Source organism: Asticcacaulis sp. (assembly GCA_024707255.1).
Classification (GTDB): Bacteria; Pseudomonadota; Alphaproteobacteria; order Caulobacterales; family Caulobacteraceae; genus Asticcacaulis.
Window position 1 is genome coordinate 316,820 of record JANQAC010000002.1, and the last position, 17,123, is coordinate 333,942.

The window sequence follows — 17,123 nt, forward strand, 5'->3', positions numbered from 1 at the left end:
CCGCAAGGATCAGAATGCCGCCTTGCTGGCCTCGAGGAAGGCGCGCAGGGGCTCCGGCTTGCGGCCGGTCAGAGCTTCGACAGCATCGGTCAGGATATCGAAGCCGCCTTCGCGGGTGGTGGTGTCGAAGGAGACCAGCATGGGAATGATGGCTTCTGGAACGCCCGCTGCCTTCATGCCGCCAGCCAGTTGTGCGTCGGTCAGGTCAACGACAGCCAGTGGCTTGCCGATGACTTCCGAAGCCAGGGCGGCGATCTGTTTCGTGGTCAGAAGCTCGGGGCCGGTCAGGGTCAGAATTTCGTTGGTCGAAGGCTTGCTGAGTGCCGCCGCCGCCGAGCGGGCGACATCGGCGTGGGAGACGTGTGATATCTTGCCTTCACCGGCGGAGGTGTAAAGCGTGCCTGAGGCAAAGGCGCCCGGCAGGGTCATCAGCAGGTTTTCCTGATACCAGGCGTTGCGCAGGATCGTGTAGGGGCGGTCGCTGGCAATGATCGCCTGTTCGGTGCCGGCATGATCGGGAGCGAAGGTGACGGCGGAGCCTTCCGGTTTGGGCATGGAGGTATAGACGATTTCGGCGCCGGCCTCGGCGGCGGCTTTCACGGCATTCAGGTGTTGCCTGAGGCGCTGGCCGGTGCCGAGGGAATCGGTCGAAATGATCAGGACGCGGTCGACGCCTTTGCAGGCGGCGGCAAGCGAAGCGGTATCGTCGAAATCGGCGGTGCGGGTTTCGGCGCCTTTGGCGGCCAGGTCGGCAATCTTTGAGGTGTCGCGCGAAGCGGCGATGATGTGGTCCTTGCCGGCTTCCAGCAGAAGCTGAGTGACATGACGGCCGAGCTTGCCATTGGCGCCGGTAACGAGGAGATTGGACATAATAGTTCCTTTGTGATATATGGTTACTAAATGAGACTATATGTAAAATAGTATCTTATTGCCGCCTGTAAAGACGGCAGGTTTTCGGGAGATAGTTACCTTGAAGGAACCAGTGATCACGCCCGCCCTGCGGCAGGCCATGCAGGATGTCATGGTCCAGGTCGAGGGGCAGGTAGACAGCAGCAAGTGTCCGGTGCGCGATGTGATGGATCATATCGGTGACAAGTGGTCGAGCCTGTTGATGGTGGCGCTCGGCACCCGGCCGCACCGCTTCGGCGAACTGAAACGCGCCGTGCCGGATATCTCCCAGCGCATGTTGACCCAGACTCTGCGCGATTTGCAGCGCGACGGCCTGGTCAGCCGGCATGTCTTCCCGACCCAGCCGCCTTCGGTCGAATATCGCCTGACCGGGCTGGGCGAATCGATGATGCCGCCCTTGATGGGCCTGATGAAGTGGGCGGCCGATCACCATGCGCAGATACGCGCGGCCCGGTCGGACTTTGCCGGGGCGCAGGCGGAGCTGGCCTGACCCTGTCCGCCTGGCGCAAAAACATACGCTTTACGCGGGCTTGGAATCCGGTGGCCTCCAACCTAATTGAAAAATTATTCGCGCTGTAATTGACTGATTTCAAGGCAATTTCAGCGAGAGGCCACGTGAAAGAGGCGGAGACGGCAAACCCGGTGATCAAAACCGGCATAGCGGCATTTGACGATATTCTCGGCGGTGGCCTGACGGCCAACCGGGTTTATCTGCTGCATGGGACGCCCGGATCGGGCAAGACGACCCTGTCCTTGCAGTTCCTGCTGGAAGGCGTCCGGCAGGGCGAAAAGGTGCTTTATGTCACCCTGTCGGAAACCCGCATGGAACTGATGGCGGTGGCGAAATCGCACGGCATGGTGCTCGATGAGGTCGAGATTTTCGAACTGATCGCCGAGGAACAGGATCTCGATCCGGACAACCAGTACACCATGTTCCAGCCGTCCGAGGTGGAACTGAGCGTCACCACTCGGCGTATCCAGGATGAGGTTGAACGCATCAAGCCGAAGCGGGTGGTGATTGACTCCCTGTCGGAGGTCAAATTGCTGGCCCAGAGCGCGCTGCGGTTTCGCCGCCAGGTTCTGGCGCTCAAGCAGTTTTTCGTCGGCCGCGACTGCACGGTGCTGTTCCTCGATGACAAGACGGCGCGCGGCGAAGACGACCTGCAACTGGAAAGCATCGCCCACGGCGTCATCAGCCTTGAGCAGCTATCGTCTGATTACGGTGCAGAACGGCGGCGCCTGAGCATCACCAAGCTGCGCGGCCAGCGGTATCGCGGCGGGTATCACGACTTCAGCATTCAGCGCGGCGGCCTGGTCGTCTACCCGCGCATTATCGCCAGCGAGCATCTGAAGCGCAATGATGTGACCGTCATGCGCAGCGGCATACCCGAAATGGATGCCCTTCTGGGTGGGGGACTGACATCGGGCACCAGTGTGCTCTTGCTGGGGCCGGCGGGGATCGGCAAGTCCAGCCTCGGGGTACAATATGCCGCCGAAGCGGCGCGCCGCGGCCTGGCCAGCATCCTGTTTTCCTTCGACGAACGCCTGGAGACCCTGTTTCAGCGCGCCGAGGGCATCGGCATTCCGCTGCGCACCTATGTCGACAAGGGGCTGATCGAGGTGCGCGCCATCGACCCGGCGGAAATGTCACCCGGCGAATTCGCGGACAGGGTGCGCAAGGCGGCCGAGGGGCAAAACGGCAAACCGGTCAAGATCGTGGTGATCGACAGCCTCAATGGCTATCTCAACGCCATGCCGGAAGAGCGCTACCTGACCGCGCAGCTTCATGAGTTGCTGACCTATCTGGGTCACTACGGCATCATCACCTTCCTGGTGGTGGCCCAGCATGGCCTGCTCGGCAATGCGATGCGGACCGTGATCGATACCAGCTACCTGGCCGATACGGTCATCCTGTTCCGTTATTTCGAGACCAGGGGGAGGTGAGACAACTGATCTCCGTCGTCAAGAAGCGCAACGGCCGGCACGAGCGCTCCATCCGTGAGTTTACCCTGAGTGAGGCGGGTATCCGTATTGGTGAACCCCTGCGCCGGTTTCATGGCCTGTTGACGGGCACTCCGTTCTCGATGAAGCCGGCCGAACCGCTGACGGTGCAAGATGGCCTGGCGGGAGAATAGGCTTTCATGACCAATGGGGCCGAAAGCCGCGTTCTGATTTTGCCCCCGACGGCACGGGATGGCGCCATTACAGCGGACCTGCTCGGCAGGGAAGGCGTGGGCGCCCTGATCTGCCGTGACATTTTTCAAGTGTGCGATGAGATGGAGGCCGGTGCGGCTGTCCTGATTTTGGCGCAGGAGCATGTCCTTGCCGACCGGGAAAAATGTCTCCAGGCGGCCTTGTCGCTGCAGGAGGACTGGTCAGATATCCCCATTATCCTGCTGACCCCGCCGGGGCAGGATTCGCCGGCCATCCTGAAGAAGCTGGAGGCCATAGGGCACATGACCCTGATCAAGCGGCCGGTGCAACTCAGCAATTTCATGTCGACCATCCGCTCGGCCCTGCGTGACCGGCAAAGGCAGTACGGTATCCGCGATTTCCTGCACGAGCGGACCCGGCAGGCGGAGAGCATGAAGGTGGCAACGGAAAAGGCCAACGCCGCCAATGTGGCCAAGTCGGAATTCCTCGCCAATATGAGCCACGAAATTCGCACGCCGATGAACGCCATACTGGGGCTTTCCACCATACTGGCCCGCAGCTCGCCCCTCACCGCCAACCAGCGCAAATATATCGAAACCCTCTCAACCTCAGGCGAAAGCCTGCTGATGCTGATCAATGACCTGCTCGATATCTCCAAGATCGAGGCCAGCGGCATAGAAATCGAGACCGTACCTTTCCGGCTCGATCGCCTGCTGGAGGATATGGTCAGTGTGAGTTCCGTCAAGGCGTCGGAAAAGCACCTTAGCCTGACCGTGAATATCGATAATGTGCGCGGCAAATGGTTCGCCGGCGACCCGACACGCATCCATCAGGTTCTGAGCAATCTGTGCTCCAACGCCATCAAGTTTACCGACAAGGGCGCGATCACCATCGAAACCGTGCTGCCGGATGACGGCAGTGACCGGCTGTCAATCACGGTTTCCGATTCCGGCATCGGCATAGCACCGGAAAAGCTGGAAAAGATTTTCGACAAGTTCACTCAAGCCGACAGCACCATCAGCCGCAAGTTCGGCGGCACCGGGCTTGGCCTCGCCATCAGCAAGACCCTGGCGGAACTGATGGCGGGCAGCCTGACGGTTTACAGCACGCCTGGCGCGGGCTCATGCTTCACCTTCACACTGGAACTGCCTGAAGTCGCCCCCGCTGAACCCGCGGCGGTGACCGAGGCCGCCGTGTCCGGCCTATCCGGGAAAGGGCGTGTCCTGCTGGTCGAGGACTATCCGCCCAACGTGCTGGTGGCGAAGACCTTTCTCGAAATGTTTGGCTATGAGGTTGATCTGGCTGAAAACGGCGCCAGTGCCGTCAATATGGCCGATACCCTGCGCTATGCTATCATCCTGATGGATATCCAGATGCCGGAAATGGACGGCTTCGAGGCCACACGCCTTATCCGCCTGTCTGGCAGGCCCAATGCCGAAACCCCGATCATCGGCATGACGGCTCACGCGCTCGATGGTATCCGCGAAAAATGCCTGGCCGCCGGCATGAATGAATATCTCTCCAAGCCCTTTGCACCCGCCGATCTCGAAAACCGGCTCGGCCAGTTTGCGGCCCAGTCGCTTTGAAACGCAAAGCGGTAACACTTTGAATTTTTATTTTTCAAAGCCTAAGCTGATATAGTTGATTTTGAAACGAGTTTCGGCCGCCCTGCTGGACTGCCGGAACCGGCAGCGGAGGATGCGATGACAGATGTGTGGATGAAGGTGGAAGCGGGCTGGCCCGCCAAGGTGCTGGGTGTGGTGCTGGCGCTGATCGGCGTGATCCTGGTCATCGGCGGCATCCAGTTGGCGATGCTGGGCGGTAGCTGGTATTATCTGCTGGCGGGGCTGGCCCTGGCTGCTTCCGGCGGGCTGATCTTCACCGGCCGGGTGCTCGGCGCCTGGATATATATCGCCACCTTTATCCTGACGGTTTTGTGGGCCTTTACAGAATCCGGGCTGAACGGCTGGGCCCTGGTGCCGCGCATCGTCGCGCCGCTGGTCATGCTTCTGTTTGTGGTCGGTCTCCTGCCATCGCTTCTGCCGGGCGAAGGCAAGAAGCGCCGGTTACAGGGATTTGCCGGGATTGCCGCTTTTGTCGTTTTGCTGGGCCTGGCGGTCGGGATCACCAACCGCTCCGGCGTGCAGTCGCCGGTGCCTGAGGCAGGCGTTTCCCTGGCCTTCGATACCGCTGCGGCCGCCGGCGCCGACTGGCCGACTTATGGCGGGGGCTCAAGCGCCCAACGCTATGCCGATCTCAACCAGATCAATCCGGATACCGTCAAAGACCTCAAGGTCGCCTGGACTTACCGCACCGGCAGCCAGCCCGACAAATGGGGCGCGGAGACCACGCCGATCAAGATCGGCGACAGCCTCTATGCCTGTACCGGCATGAACAAGATGTACGCGCTCGATGCCGCCACCGGCAAGGTGCGCTGGACCTTCGATCCGAAGGTGCCGACCGAATACATCCCCTATACCGCCGCCTGCCGGGGCGTGGCTTATTACAAGGTGCCGACGGCGGCTGTGGGTACGCCCTGCGCCGAACGCATTTTCGAGGGCACGCTCGACGGCCGTATCATCGCGGTCGATGCACGCACTGGCCAGCCGTGCCAAGGCTTCGGCACCGGCGGTCAGGTGAAGATCACCGACGGCATGGGCCAGGTGATCCCGTCGATGGTGGCCATCACAGCGGCGCCGGCGATCGTGCATGGCATCGTCGTCACCGGCCACCAGGTCCAGGACGGCCAGTACAAGTGGGCGCCATCGGGTGTTATTCACGGCTATGACGCCGTGACGGGCCAGATACGTTTTGCCTGGGATATGATGCGCCCGGATCGCACCGGCGCGCCACCGCCGGGAGAGACCTATACGCGCGGCACGCCGAACATGTGGACCACTGCCACGGCGGATGAGCAGCTTGGCCAGGTCTATCTGCCGATGGGTAATTCGGCGGCGGATTATCTCAGCGGCCAGCGCCGGCCGCCGGAAAAGATGTATTCGTCGGGCCTGGTGGCGCTCAATGTCGATACCGGCAAGCCGGCCTGGGTGTTTCATACGGCGATCAATGACGTCCGGGACTATGACCAGGGCAGTCAGGTCTCTCTGGTCAATTTCCCGGTTAATGGCCAGATGGTGCCGGCGATCCTGCTGCCGACCAAACAGGGCGATTTCTACATCCTCGATCGCCGCACCGGCAAGCCTCTGACCGGCGTTGGCCAGATGAAGGCCGAGGTCGGCGGCGTCGAGCCGCAGGAACGCAGCCCGGTTCAGCCCTGGTCGACCTATCAGAATGTGCGTGACGGCGATATCACCGAGCGCCAGATGTGGGGCATGTCGCCGATCGACCAGATGATCTGCCGCATCCAGTTCCGCAAGGCGCACTATGCCGGCATGTATACGGCGCCGCAACTGGACAAGCCCTATATCCAGTATCCCGGCTATAATGGAGGCTCGGACTGGGGCAGCGCGGCGGTCGATCCGCGCCGCGGCGTGGTCATCGCCAACTATAACCTGACCGCCAATTATGATCAGTTGCTGACCCGCAAACAGGCGGATGACCGCGGTATTTACGCGGTGGGCGATCCGAAGAATACCGGCAAAGGCGGCGCCGAAGGGGCCGGCCCGCAGGAAGGGGCGCCGTTCGCCATCGACGTCAATGCTGGCTGGGTCATGCCGGTTACGGGGATGTTGTGCAAGCAGCCGCCTTACGGAGGGATCTCGCGCCTTCGACCTGAAGACTGGCAAAACTTTGTGGGATCATGCCTTTGGCGATGCCCGCCGCAACGGACCGTTTGGTCTGCCTTCGTTGCTGCCCATACGGATCGGCACGCCAAATAATGGCGGACCGGCCGTGACGGCGGGCGGTCTGATCTTCATTGCGGCGACCACGGACAACCAGTTCCGCGCCATCGATATCCGCACCGGCAAGACCCTGTGGCAGGACACTCTGCCCGCGGGCGGCCAGGCCAATCCGATGGTCTACGAGCAGAATGGCCGGCAATATGTGGTGATCATGGCCGGCGGCCACCACTTCATGAAGACACCGGAAGGCGATTATCTGATCGCCTATGCCCTGCCGGAAAAGAAGTAATGGTAAGGCCCGCCCGGAGGGTTTCCGGGCGGGCCTTATGGTCTGGTTAACGATTTTTACCGGGTCGTTTACTACTTATGATCTCAATTGTTTAAACATATGATGGCAAGACTGCTGACGGGCGTATTCTTTTTACGGGGCCAGTCATGTCTGCAAAATCCGGGCTGTGGAACAGGTTCCAGAGCCATAAGGGCGGAAACGTCGCCATTATCTTTGGTTTGAGCGCCTTGTTCCTGGTGGCGGTCACCGGCGGCGCGGTGGATTTTTCACGCATCAACGACGCGCGCAACAAGATGCAGGATGCGGCCGATATCGCGGTCCTGCGCGGCGCGCTCACGGCCAGCCAGGGCGACACGGTTTCCGAACTGGCAGCGCAGCAGGCGTTTGACGACAATTTTAACGCCAGCGACGTAACGCTGGGGGCGCACGCTCTTAAAAAGACGGTCGTCGATAATATCTCCAAGCTGAACTATACGGCGACAGCGACCATCAAACCCTATTTCCTGGGCCTGGTTGGCCTGGGCACCCAGACCCTGAATGTCAGTTCGACGGCGCAGTCGGAAGTCAACCCGTTCGAACTGGCCCTGGTGCTCGACGTCACCGGATCGATGAATCAGAGCAGCAAGCTGACCAATCTGAAATCGAGCGTCACCTCGGTGCTGAATTCCCTGCTCGATGCCAATGGTCAGAACAGCTCGGACGTTAAGGTCGGTGTCGTGCCGTTTAATACGCAAGTGCGTATGCCGACGAGCGCGACCGATGCCTATGTTGACTACACCAAGTGTTCGACAACAGAAGCCAGCAATGCGGACGGTTCTTTTTACGCGTGCCATGCCGCTTACAAGGTTTATGATGCGATCTGCGCCAGTGCAAAGAGCAGCAATAAGGCGACCTGCCTGTCATCGGCCGCATCCAAGATGTTCTATAAGGTGGATAAAAGCGCGGGTGTGTATTCGGCCTTTGCCGTGGCCTATGAAAAAATATCTTATAATAACTATACGCTGTATACCTATACGGTCACTCTCACCGTTGACCCGACCACCCATAAGGCGACCTATGCTTCCAGCCCAGGCACCCCGGCCACCAATCAGATATTGAAGACGTATCAGTATTATACGCCTCCGAATGGCTATACGTCTTTCAAAAACACGCCCATCTTTGCGACCTATGCCAGTAGCTGGGCAGGGTGCGTCATCGATCGGGGGCAGCCCTATGACGTGTCAGCCGATACCTTTGCAACCGATGCTTTGGACAGCGCATACCAGGCGGCAAACTGCACCAGTTCGCCACCGGCTGTCATCCAGGACATGACCACCAGCATCAGCAGCACCAAGACCTACGTCAATGCGCTGACAGCCGGTGGCAATACCAACATCACCATCGGTGTGCAGATGGGTATGGAACTGCTGTCTCCCGACGCCCCCTATACGCAAGGCGTGGCTTTCGGTGACCCGGATATGGACAAGTACATGATCGTCGTCACCGACGGCGACAATACGCAAAACCGGTGGAGTAGCTGGTCCTCAGATATAGATGCGCGCACGGCCCTGGCCTGCCAGGCGGCGAAGGACAAGGGGATCACCATCTTTGTGGTCCGCGTGATGGACGGCAACAGTGATATGCTGAAAAAATGCGCCACCAAGACGATCTACTATTACGATCTTAGTTCGGCGTCTCAGTTGAATGCCACCATGGCCGATATCTTCATGCGGATCGGCAAGCTCAGGCTGGTGCAGTAAGGTTCAAAAAGAAAAACCGCCGGAAGCTGATGCCTCCGGCGGTTTTTTTATACTTTCTGGATGGCCTCCCAGCCTTCGACAAAGGCGCGGGCCTTTTTGTACACGATCTCCGGCGTATCGCCTGGCTTGAAGACGGCAGAGCCGATGCCGAAACCGGCCGCGCCGGCCTCAAGGAAATCCTTCATATTGTCCGGATTGACGCCGCCGACCGGGAAGACCGGTACGGTTTTCGGCAGCACGGCCTTCATCGCTTTCAGGCCGGTGGTGCCGGCCAGTTCAGCCGGGAACAGCTTGATCGCGTCAGCGCCGGCATCGATGGCGGCAAACGCCTCGGTCGGGGTAAAGAAGGCCGGGAAGGAGATCAGGCCCAGCGCCTTGGCGCGGCGGATGACGTCCGGGTTGGCGTTGGGCGAGATGCAGATCTGGCCGCCGACGGCATGAAGCGTCTCGACATCGGTGACATTCAGCACCGTGCCGGCGCCGACAATGGCGCGCTTACCCAGAGCCTGGGCCAGCAATTTGATCGAGTCGAACGGATCGGGCGAATTGAGCGGCACCTCGACGATACGGAAACCGGCTTCGACCAGCACTTCACCGATTGAGAGCGCCTCGGAGGGGCGCAGGCCGCGCAGGATCGCCACCAGGGGCAGGGTTTTCAGGGCATCCTGCCACTGTTCCATCACGGTCATAATACGAGCTTTCCTTGCTGGGCGATAGCCCACAGACCCGCCGCCGCGGCCGCATCGCCATCATGGATGGTGACATCGGTAAAGCCGGTGTGGGTGAGGGCGCGTTTGTAGAGATTGCTGAGCGTACCATCGCCGACAATACCGACCGGGCGGATGCCGTGGCGGATGCTTTCGGCGCGGATTTCCGAACCGATCAACAGGCCGGACAGATAGGAAGACAGGCTTTCCGGAGCGATATGGCCGAACAAGCCCTCGGTGCGGACGGAAAAAACCAGGGACAGGAAGGACTTGTCGGCCATGGCGCGATCGACGCCCAAGGTAAAGGCGGCTTCATCGTCCTTGTCGTTATCCATCAGGTCGCCCAGGATAGAGTGACGCTTCAGCACCTGGAACATTTCACCGGTCATATAGGAACTGAAGCCCTCGATGACATTATTTTCCACCAGGGCCCACTTGGAATGGGTGCCGGGCAGGACGAACACGCCGTTCCCAAGTCCGAACAACTGGGTTTCCTCACCGCGCATGACATTGAGCAGGCCCTCGTGGTCCGCCGGCGCGCGCAGGCCAGGTACGATCTTCACCTTCAGGCGCTCGGACGGCGCATCGACCAGATGGCTGGCTATATCTGTCAGGCTCGACGGGCAGGACTGATAAGGCGCCTCCACCCAGCCGGTGCGCGAACCGACCATGCCGGAAAGCAGGATGGGCAGGTCCGGGCGGTCGAAATCACCCTTCATGACCGAAAGCAGCGCCTGTTCGAAGGTCAGGACGCCAAGATTTTTCAGGCCGATATTGGCGGTATGCTTGGCGATGATCCGGCCGTCGGTGCCGAACAGGAACAGGCGGAAATTGGTGGTGCCCCAATCAGCGGCAAGCAGGGCGGGTGCAGCATAGGTCATGTGATCAATCTTCATGGAATCCGATATTTACGCGGCGGGTTTAGCACCGCGGGGACGCCTTATCCACCAGAGTTTTGCCACAGGTGCGCGCCCCTGTTCAGAAGGTGTTGCAATCCATTTCCCGCTGTCACGCTTATCCGCCGAATTTCTGAGGCTCCAGCCCGGTATGTCCGCGCAGCAGCGGCGCCGGGATTTCAAACAGGGTGCCGCCTTCACGATCTTCCGGCAGGTTTTCCGCCGCCGAGGTGACGAAGACGCGGTCGAGATTGTCGCCGGCGAAGCACAGGCTGGTGATCTGCTTGGCGGGCAGGTCGATCGAGAAATCGACCGTGGCGTCCGGGTTGAAGCGCGTAACCTTGCCCGGCCCCCAGTGGGCGATCCAGATGCCGCCCTGCGCGTCGGTGGTCATGCCGTCGGGGCCGCCCCAGTCTTCGGGGAAGGTCAGCCAAAGAGTTTTGTTGGCCAGTTCGCCATCGATGACGTCAAAGACATAGACTTCATTCCGGCCGGTATCGGTGTGATAGACGCGGGCGTGGTCGGCCGAGAAGGTGGGGCCGTTGGCGATCTTGTAGGGACCATCGACTTCCTGCCGGGAGAGGTCGGTATTCAGGCGATAGAAGGCGCCGGAGACCTTGGTAATGGGCTTGTGCATGGAGCCGGCCCAGATGCGGCCCAGGTTATCGGCCTTGGCGTCGTTCAGGCGGTTTTCTGGCTCATGCGGATAGGGGGTGGCGATGTGCCTGATCGTCAGCGGATCGAGCGTGACCTCGGCGAAGCCCGACATCAGGCCGGCGATGAAGCCGCCTTTTTCTCTTTCGATCACCCAGCCGATCGGCTCCGGGAAGTGCCAGGTCTTGCTTTCGCCGTTCAGGTAGTAAGCGTGAAGGTTGTGCGACAGGATATCGACCCAGTAGACACATTGATCGCGTTTCGACCACAGCGGGCCTTCGCCAAGGATAGCGCCGGGGGCGGAACGACGGAGAATGGCGGTCATGATTCCTGATCCTGTTTTGTCTGAGTTAAGGCGTTTTTACGGCGTGGCGCGTTGGAGGGCAAGAGAAGAAAAAGGTTAGCCACAGATGACACAGATGGGCACAGATAAGAAATGCGCTTGCGCTATTCTCGCTTTCTTTACCGCAAGAGGATTGTGGCAATTCGAGCAGGTGCGCTAACGCGCATTATCTGTGCCCATCTGTGTCATCTGTGGCTAAACCTTAAACTACCACTCGCGCACATAGCCATCCGGCCCGCGCCACGCCGGATTGCGCCAGGGCGGGCAGTCCTTCGCCATTTCGCGCACCTTGTCCTCGTCGATCTCGACACCGAGGCCGGGGCCGGTCAGGGCTTCGACATAGCCGTCGGTCACATCGAACACTTCCGGGTTCTTCATATAGAACAGCAGGTCGTGGCCGTTCGTATTGTAATGGATGCCCAGCGACATTTCCTGGATGACGTGGTTCGGCGTCGAAATACCGATCTGGAAGCAGGCGGCCATGGCTAGCGGACCCAGCGGACAGTGCGGGGCGATGGCGACATCATAGGCTTCGGCCATGGCGGCGATGCGGCGGACTTCGGAAATGCCGCCGGCGTGGCTGAGGTCGGGCTGGATGATATCGACGCAGGCGCGCTCGAAGAACGGCTTGAAATCCCAGCGGCTGTAGAGGCGCTCGCCCAGGGCCACCGGCGTGGAGGTCATATTGGCGAACTGGGCGATGGCTTCCGGATGTTCGGAAAGCAGCGGCTCCTCTATGAACAGCGGACGCAGCGGCTCCAGCGCATGGGCGATCTGCCTGGCCATCGGCTTATGGACGCGGCCGTGGAAATCAAGCCCGACATCGAGGCCGAGGGCCTGCACCGAGGTCAGACGGTCACAAACCCCATCGATCACCTTGGGCGAACCGAGCCAGGCCATGTCTTCCGAGGCATTCATCTTGACGGCCTTGAAACCCTGGGCCAGACGGGCCTTGCCGGCATCGACCACATCCGACGGGCGGTCGCCGCCGATCCAGGCATAGACCCGGACGCGGTCACGTACCCGGCCGCCGAGCAATTGCCATACCGGCACGCCGAGGCGGCGGGCCTTCAGATCCCACAGCGCCTGGTCGAAGCCGGAAAGGGCCGACATCAGCACCGGCCCACCGCGGTAGAAACCGAGGCGGTAGAAGACCTGCCACATATCCTCGATACGGTCTGCGTCATGACCGAGGAAGCGTTCGCGGATTTCAGCAAAGGCGGCTTGCGTGGCCTCGGTATGGCCTTCCAGCGAGGCTTCGCCCCAGCCAACGGCACCGTCCTCGGTTTCGATGCGAACGAACAGCCAGCGCGGCGGCACGGCGAAGGTTTCTATCTTGCGCAAGCGGGTTTGGGCTGCAACAGTCGAAAGCGGAGCGGCGGTATCCATGAGGTGAGTCCTGTAATTATCTTTTGAATGACCTAATCGTTTGGATCGCATCGGTCAATATATTGTATGATAATTAGATGCGCGGGTGTACGTTTTCCGCGGGACAACCGTGATTATTTTTATCACTTATCTTGACGTTCGCGTAAAGTAAGCGCATCTATGCCTCACCAAGAAATGGCTCAAAGCCAAATGCCTGAACAGAGGAGCCCATCTATGCCCAGTCCTGAAAATTCTGCCTATATCTATGATCACGTGCGATCGCCGCGCGGTAAGGGCAAGAAGGACGGTTCGCTCCATCAGATCACGGCGCTAGACCTGTCGAAGCAGGTTCTGAAGGCCGTGAAAGACCGTAACAGTCTCGATACATCCCTGGTCGATGACGTGATGTGGGGCTGCGTGACGCCGGTGGGCGAACAGGGCGGGGATATCGCCCGCGCCGCCGTTCTGGCGGCCAAATACGCCGAAACTACGGGCGGCGTGCAACTCAACCGCTTCTGCGCTTCCGGTCTCGAAGCCGTAAACGTCGCCGCCGCCAAGGTCGTCTCCGGTGAGGCGACCATGGCCATTGGCGGCGGGGTCGAGTGCATGAGCCGCGTGCCGATGGGTTCCGATGGCGGCGCCTGGGCGATCGACGTGGCCGCGGCCTTTCCGACCCATTTCGTGCCGCAGGGCGTTTCGGCTGACATGATCGCCTCCAAGTGGGGCTTTTCGCGCACCGATGTCGATGCCTATTCGGTTGAAAGCCACAAGCGGGCGGCGCAGTCCTGGGCCGAGGGGCGCTTCAAAAACGCCATTGTGCCGATCAAGGACCAGATGGGTGTCATCGCCCTGTCGCATGATGAGACCATCCGTCCCGGCACCGACATGCAGACCCTCGGTGGCCTGAACCCGTCCTTCGCTGCCTTTGGTGAAATGGCCTTCGATTCCGTCATCCAACAGCGCTATCCGGAAGTCGAACGCGTCAACCACGTCCATACGCCGGGCAATTCGTCGTCGATCGTCGATGGTGCGGCGGCGGTACTGGTTGGCTCGCAAGAGGCCGGCAGGATCACCGGTATGAAGCCGAAGGCCCGCATCCTCGGCACGGCGTCGATCGGTTCCGAACCGTCGATCATGCTGACGGGGCCATCCTACGTCACTGAAAAGCTGCTCAAGCGACTCGGCATGAAGACGACAGACATCGATCTTTACGAACTCAACGAAGCGTTTGCCGCGGTCGTCCTGCGCTACATGCAGGTGCTCGATATCCCGCACGACAAGATGAATGTCTGCGGCGGCGCCATCGCCATGGGCCACCCGCTGGGCGCCACCGGCGCCATGATCCTGGGGACGCTGGCCGATGAACTGGAACGTTCCGGCAAGTCCACCGGCACTTGGCGGTCCTGTGTGTTGGCGGTGGCATGGCCACCGCTACTGTGATCGAGCGCGTTTAAGAAAAGGAACAGGGATTATGGAAACCTTCAAGACCGAACTCGACGCCGACGGCATCCTGCTCTGCGCCTTCGATGTGCCCGGCAAGTCGATGAACACCTTTACCAAGCAGGCCCTGACCGATCTGGCCGCCATCGCCGAGCAGGCGAAGACCGATTCTGCCGTCAAGGGCGTGGTCCTGACCTCGGGGAAGACGACCGGCTTCTGCGCCGGCGCCGACCTGGAAGAAATGCTTTCGGGCGCCTGGGAGGCCAAGGGCGGCGCTACGGATGAACAGTCCGTGCTGAAAGCCAATTTCGATGCGGCATTCGAGATGAACCGGGTCTACCGCCTGCTGGAAACCTGCGGCAAACCGGTGGCCGTTGCCATCAACGGGCTGGCACTGGGCGGCGGTCTGGAAGTCTCGCTGGCCTGTCATTACCGCGTGCTGTCGAACGGGCCGAAGGTTCAGGTCGGCCTGCCGGAAGTCAAGATCGGCCTGTTCCCCGGTGGCGGCGGTTCGCAGCGTTTGCCGCGCCTGATCGGTGTTCAGGCGGCGCTCATGGCCATGTCGGAAGGCAAGTCGTTCAAGCCCGCCGAAGCCCTGGCCGCCGGTATCGTTGACGAAGTGGTCGATGACGACAAGGTGGTGGAAGCCGCCAAGACCTGGATCAAGACGAAAGGTGACCCGGTCGCGCGCTGGGACAAGAAGGACTTCAAGATCCCCGGCGGCGGTCCCTACCATCCGGCGGGCGCGCAAGTTTTCATCATGGGCAACGCTCTGATCCGCAAGCAGTCCTATGGCAACTATCCCGCCGTGCTCAACCTGATGCACTCGGTCTATGAGGGCCTGCAGGTGCCCTTCGATACGGCGATAAAGATCGAAAGCCGCTTCTTCTGCAAGACCCCGGCGACGCCGCAGGCCAAGGCGATGATCCGCACCTTCTTCATGTCGATGCAGGCCATCGGCAAGGGCTCGGGCCGGCCGGCCGGCGTGCCGAAGACGGATGTGACTCAGGTGGCTGTGATCGGCGCCGGCATGATGGGGGCGGGCATCGCCTATGTCAGCGCCCTGGCCGGCATCAAAACGATCCTGCTCGATCGAGACCAGGCCGCTGCCGACAAGGGCAAGGCGCACTGCGAGGACCTGCTGAAGAAGTCGGTGTCGCGCGGTAAGATGACTCAGGAGAAAGCACAGGGCATCCTTGACCTGATCACCGCCACGCCGGACTATGCCGCCATCACCGGCTCCGACCTGGTGGTTGAAGCCGTGTTTGAAAATACCGACCTCAAGGAGCAGGTGACGAAGCAGGCCGAGGCGCCGCTCTATGCTAACGGCAAAGAGGCACCAATTTTCGGCACCAATACCTCGACCATCCCGATCTCTCTGCTGGCCGGCGCTTCATCGCATGCCGAAAACTATATCGGCATCCACTTCTTCTCGCCGGTCGACAAGATGATGCTGGTCGAGATCATCCGCGGCGAAAAGACGTCTGACGCCACCGTGGCCAAGGCGATCGACTACGCGCTCAAGATCAAAAAGACGCCGGTGGTGGTCAACGACTCGCGCTTCTTCTTCGCCAACCGCTGCTTCATTCCGTTCACCGCCGAAGGCATGATCATGTGGTCGGAAGGCGTCGCGCCGGCGCTGATCGACAATGCCGGTCGCATGACCGGTATGCCGCGCGGGCCGCTGGAAATGATGGACGATGTGGCGCTCGACCTGCTGACCAAGATCACTTCCGAAACCGCCAAGGCCATGGGCGATGCCTACCAGCCGATCCCCGGCGAAAAGGAAGTGGCACAGATGGTCGCCGATGGCCGTCTTGGCCGCAAGAACGGCAAGGGCTTCTATGATTATCCGGAAGCCAAGGGCGCGCCCAAGACCCTGTGGTCGGGCACGCTCGATATGTTCCCGGTCACCCAGGGCGAAGCCAGTCCGGCCGAGGTCGAGGAACTGAAGAAGCGCCTGCTCTATGTGCAGGCCGTGACGGCGGCGCGCTGCTTCGAGGAAGGCGTTATTACCAATCCGCGTGAGGCCGATGTCGGCTCGATCCTCGGCTGGGGCTTCGCGCCGTGGTCGGGCGGGATCATCTCGCTGATGGACTCGATCGGTCTGCCGAAGTTCGTCGAGGAGCTGGACCGCATGACCAGGCTCTACGGAGACCGCTTCGCTCCGCCGCAATTGCTGCGCGACATGGCCGCCAAGGGCGAAACCTTCTACGGCCGGTTCGACACCAGGGCAGCGAAAGCGGCATAAACAAAAACGGGCGTCCCTAAAAGGGCGCCTGTTTAGTTTTGCTGGTGGCGGTGGAAGCGCCAGGCCGCTACGGCAGAATGATCACGAAGGTCTTCAAAACCGGCTCGATCACCTGCCACTGGCCCTGGTAGCCGTTGCGGAAGACGATATGGTCCCCGGCTTTCAGCGTCACTGGTGGCTGGCCGTCTTCCGTTACGATCGCATGGCCTTCGAGGATAGTGCAGTATTCCCATTCGTCATAAGAAACCCGCCAGGTCCCCGGTGTGGCGGCCCAGTAACCGGCATAGGTCTTCTCATCCGGCGTGGTTTCGAGCAGCCAGGTGGTGAACTGCGGATCGCCATTGATCACACGCTCCGGCCTTGGACGGTCGTGTTCCGGCGTGACGGTCGAGCGGTCGAATTTAATGAACTGGGACATGAGGCCATGAAGAATAAGAAAGGAAGGGAAGCCACAGATTACACAGATTAACACAGATTTTTCAGGGCTATAATGGCGAACAATATGCCGTATGCTAGTCTGATTGAGCGCGGTAGCGCTCTCTTAATCTGTGCTAAATCTGTGCAATCTGT

Annotated in this window: 14 protein-coding genes and 1 pseudogene; 9 read left to right on the plus strand and 6 right to left on the minus strand. The window is 60.5% G+C overall.

All coding sequences use genetic code 11. The features are described 5' to 3' along the window. Positions 1-9: 9 nt before the first annotated feature. A complete protein-coding gene (locus tag NVV72_12715) occupies positions 10-870 on the minus strand; it encodes an SDR family oxidoreductase (GenBank protein MCR6660149.1) in 861 nt (286 codons plus the stop codon). Between the two features lie 100 nt (positions 871-970). On the opposite strand from NVV72_12715, the gene NVV72_12720 reads away from it, so the two are divergent. From NVV72_12720 to NVV72_12750, 7 genes are all read left to right on the plus strand, one after another. Beyond that, complete coding sequence (locus NVV72_12720; protein MCR6660150.1) at positions 971-1,399, plus strand: helix-turn-helix transcriptional regulator; 429 nt, start codon at positions 971-973, stop codon at positions 1,397-1,399. 125 nt (positions 1,400-1,524) lie between these two features. After that, complete coding sequence (locus NVV72_12725; GenBank protein ID MCR6660151.1) at positions 1,525-2,853, plus strand: AAA family ATPase; 1,329 nt, start codon at positions 1,525-1,527, stop codon at positions 2,851-2,853. After that, a complete protein-coding gene (locus NVV72_12730) occupies positions 2,850-3,044 on the plus strand; it encodes a hypothetical protein (GenBank protein MCR6660152.1) in 195 nt (64 codons plus the stop codon). The genes NVV72_12725 and NVV72_12730 overlap by 4 nt, the downstream gene beginning before the upstream one ends. 6 nt (positions 3,045-3,050) lie before the next feature. Then, positions 3,051-4,649, plus strand: coding sequence for an ATP-binding protein (locus NVV72_12735; GenBank protein ID MCR6660153.1), 1,599 nt, complete (start codon positions 3,051-3,053; stop codon positions 4,647-4,649). Between the two features lie 117 nt (positions 4,650-4,766). Beyond that, on the plus strand, positions 4,767-6,902 hold the full coding sequence (locus tag NVV72_12740) for a PQQ-binding-like beta-propeller repeat protein (GenBank protein ID MCR6660154.1): 2,136 nt from the start codon (positions 4,767-4,769) through the stop codon (positions 6,900-6,902). Beyond that, a complete protein-coding gene (locus NVV72_12745; protein ID MCR6660155.1) occupies positions 6,814-7,155 on the plus strand; it encodes a PQQ-binding-like beta-propeller repeat protein in 342 nt (113 codons plus the stop codon). Before NVV72_12740 ends, NVV72_12745 begins: the two co-directional genes overlap by 89 nt. 146 nt (positions 7,156-7,301) lie before the next feature. Next, the gene (locus NVV72_12750; protein ID MCR6660156.1) at positions 7,302-8,894 is read left to right on the plus strand and encodes a VWA domain-containing protein; all 1,593 of its coding nucleotides are present in this window, start codon (positions 7,302-7,304) and stop codon (positions 8,892-8,894) included. Positions 8,895-8,941: 47 nt separating this feature from the next. Here the strand turns inward: NVV72_12750 and NVV72_12755 are convergent, their stop codons facing one another. From NVV72_12755 to dgoD, 4 genes are all read right to left on the minus strand, one after another. Then, positions 8,942-9,583, minus strand: a complete 642-nt coding sequence (locus NVV72_12755) for a 2-dehydro-3-deoxy-6-phosphogalactonate aldolase (GenBank protein MCR6660157.1) — start codon at positions 9,581-9,583, stop codon at positions 8,942-8,944. Beyond that, complete coding sequence (locus NVV72_12760; GenBank protein MCR6660158.1) at positions 9,580-10,497, minus strand: 2-dehydro-3-deoxygalactonokinase; 918 nt, start codon at positions 10,495-10,497, stop codon at positions 9,580-9,582. Before NVV72_12760 ends, NVV72_12755 begins: the two co-directional genes overlap by 4 nt. Before the next feature lie 118 nt (positions 10,498-10,615). After that, complete coding sequence (locus NVV72_12765; GenBank protein MCR6660159.1) at positions 10,616-11,476, minus strand: SMP-30/gluconolactonase/LRE family protein; 861 nt, start codon at positions 11,474-11,476, stop codon at positions 10,616-10,618. Between the two features lie 225 nt (positions 11,477-11,701). After that, the gene (gene dgoD / locus NVV72_12770; GenBank protein MCR6660160.1) at positions 11,702-12,883 is read right to left on the minus strand and encodes a galactonate dehydratase; all 1,182 of its coding nucleotides are present in this window, start codon (positions 12,881-12,883) and stop codon (positions 11,702-11,704) included. 213 nt (positions 12,884-13,096) lie between these two features. On the opposite strand from dgoD, the pseudogene NVV72_12775 reads away from it, so the two are divergent. Beyond that, positions 13,097-14,316 (plus strand): annotated as a pseudogene (locus NVV72_12775) (acetyl-CoA C-acetyltransferase). Between the two features lie 17 nt (positions 14,317-14,333). Next, on the plus strand, positions 14,334-16,553 hold the full coding sequence (locus NVV72_12780; protein MCR6660161.1) for a 3-hydroxyacyl-CoA dehydrogenase NAD-binding domain-containing protein: 2,220 nt from the start codon (positions 14,334-14,336) through the stop codon (positions 16,551-16,553). A 67-nt stretch (positions 16,554-16,620) separates the two neighbouring features. Here NVV72_12780 and NVV72_12785 read toward each other — a convergent pair whose 3' ends face one another. Continuing rightward, on the minus strand, positions 16,621-16,971 hold the full coding sequence (locus tag NVV72_12785; protein ID MCR6660162.1) for a cupin domain-containing protein: 351 nt from the start codon (positions 16,969-16,971) through the stop codon (positions 16,621-16,623). Positions 16,972-17,123: the final 152 nt, after the last annotated feature.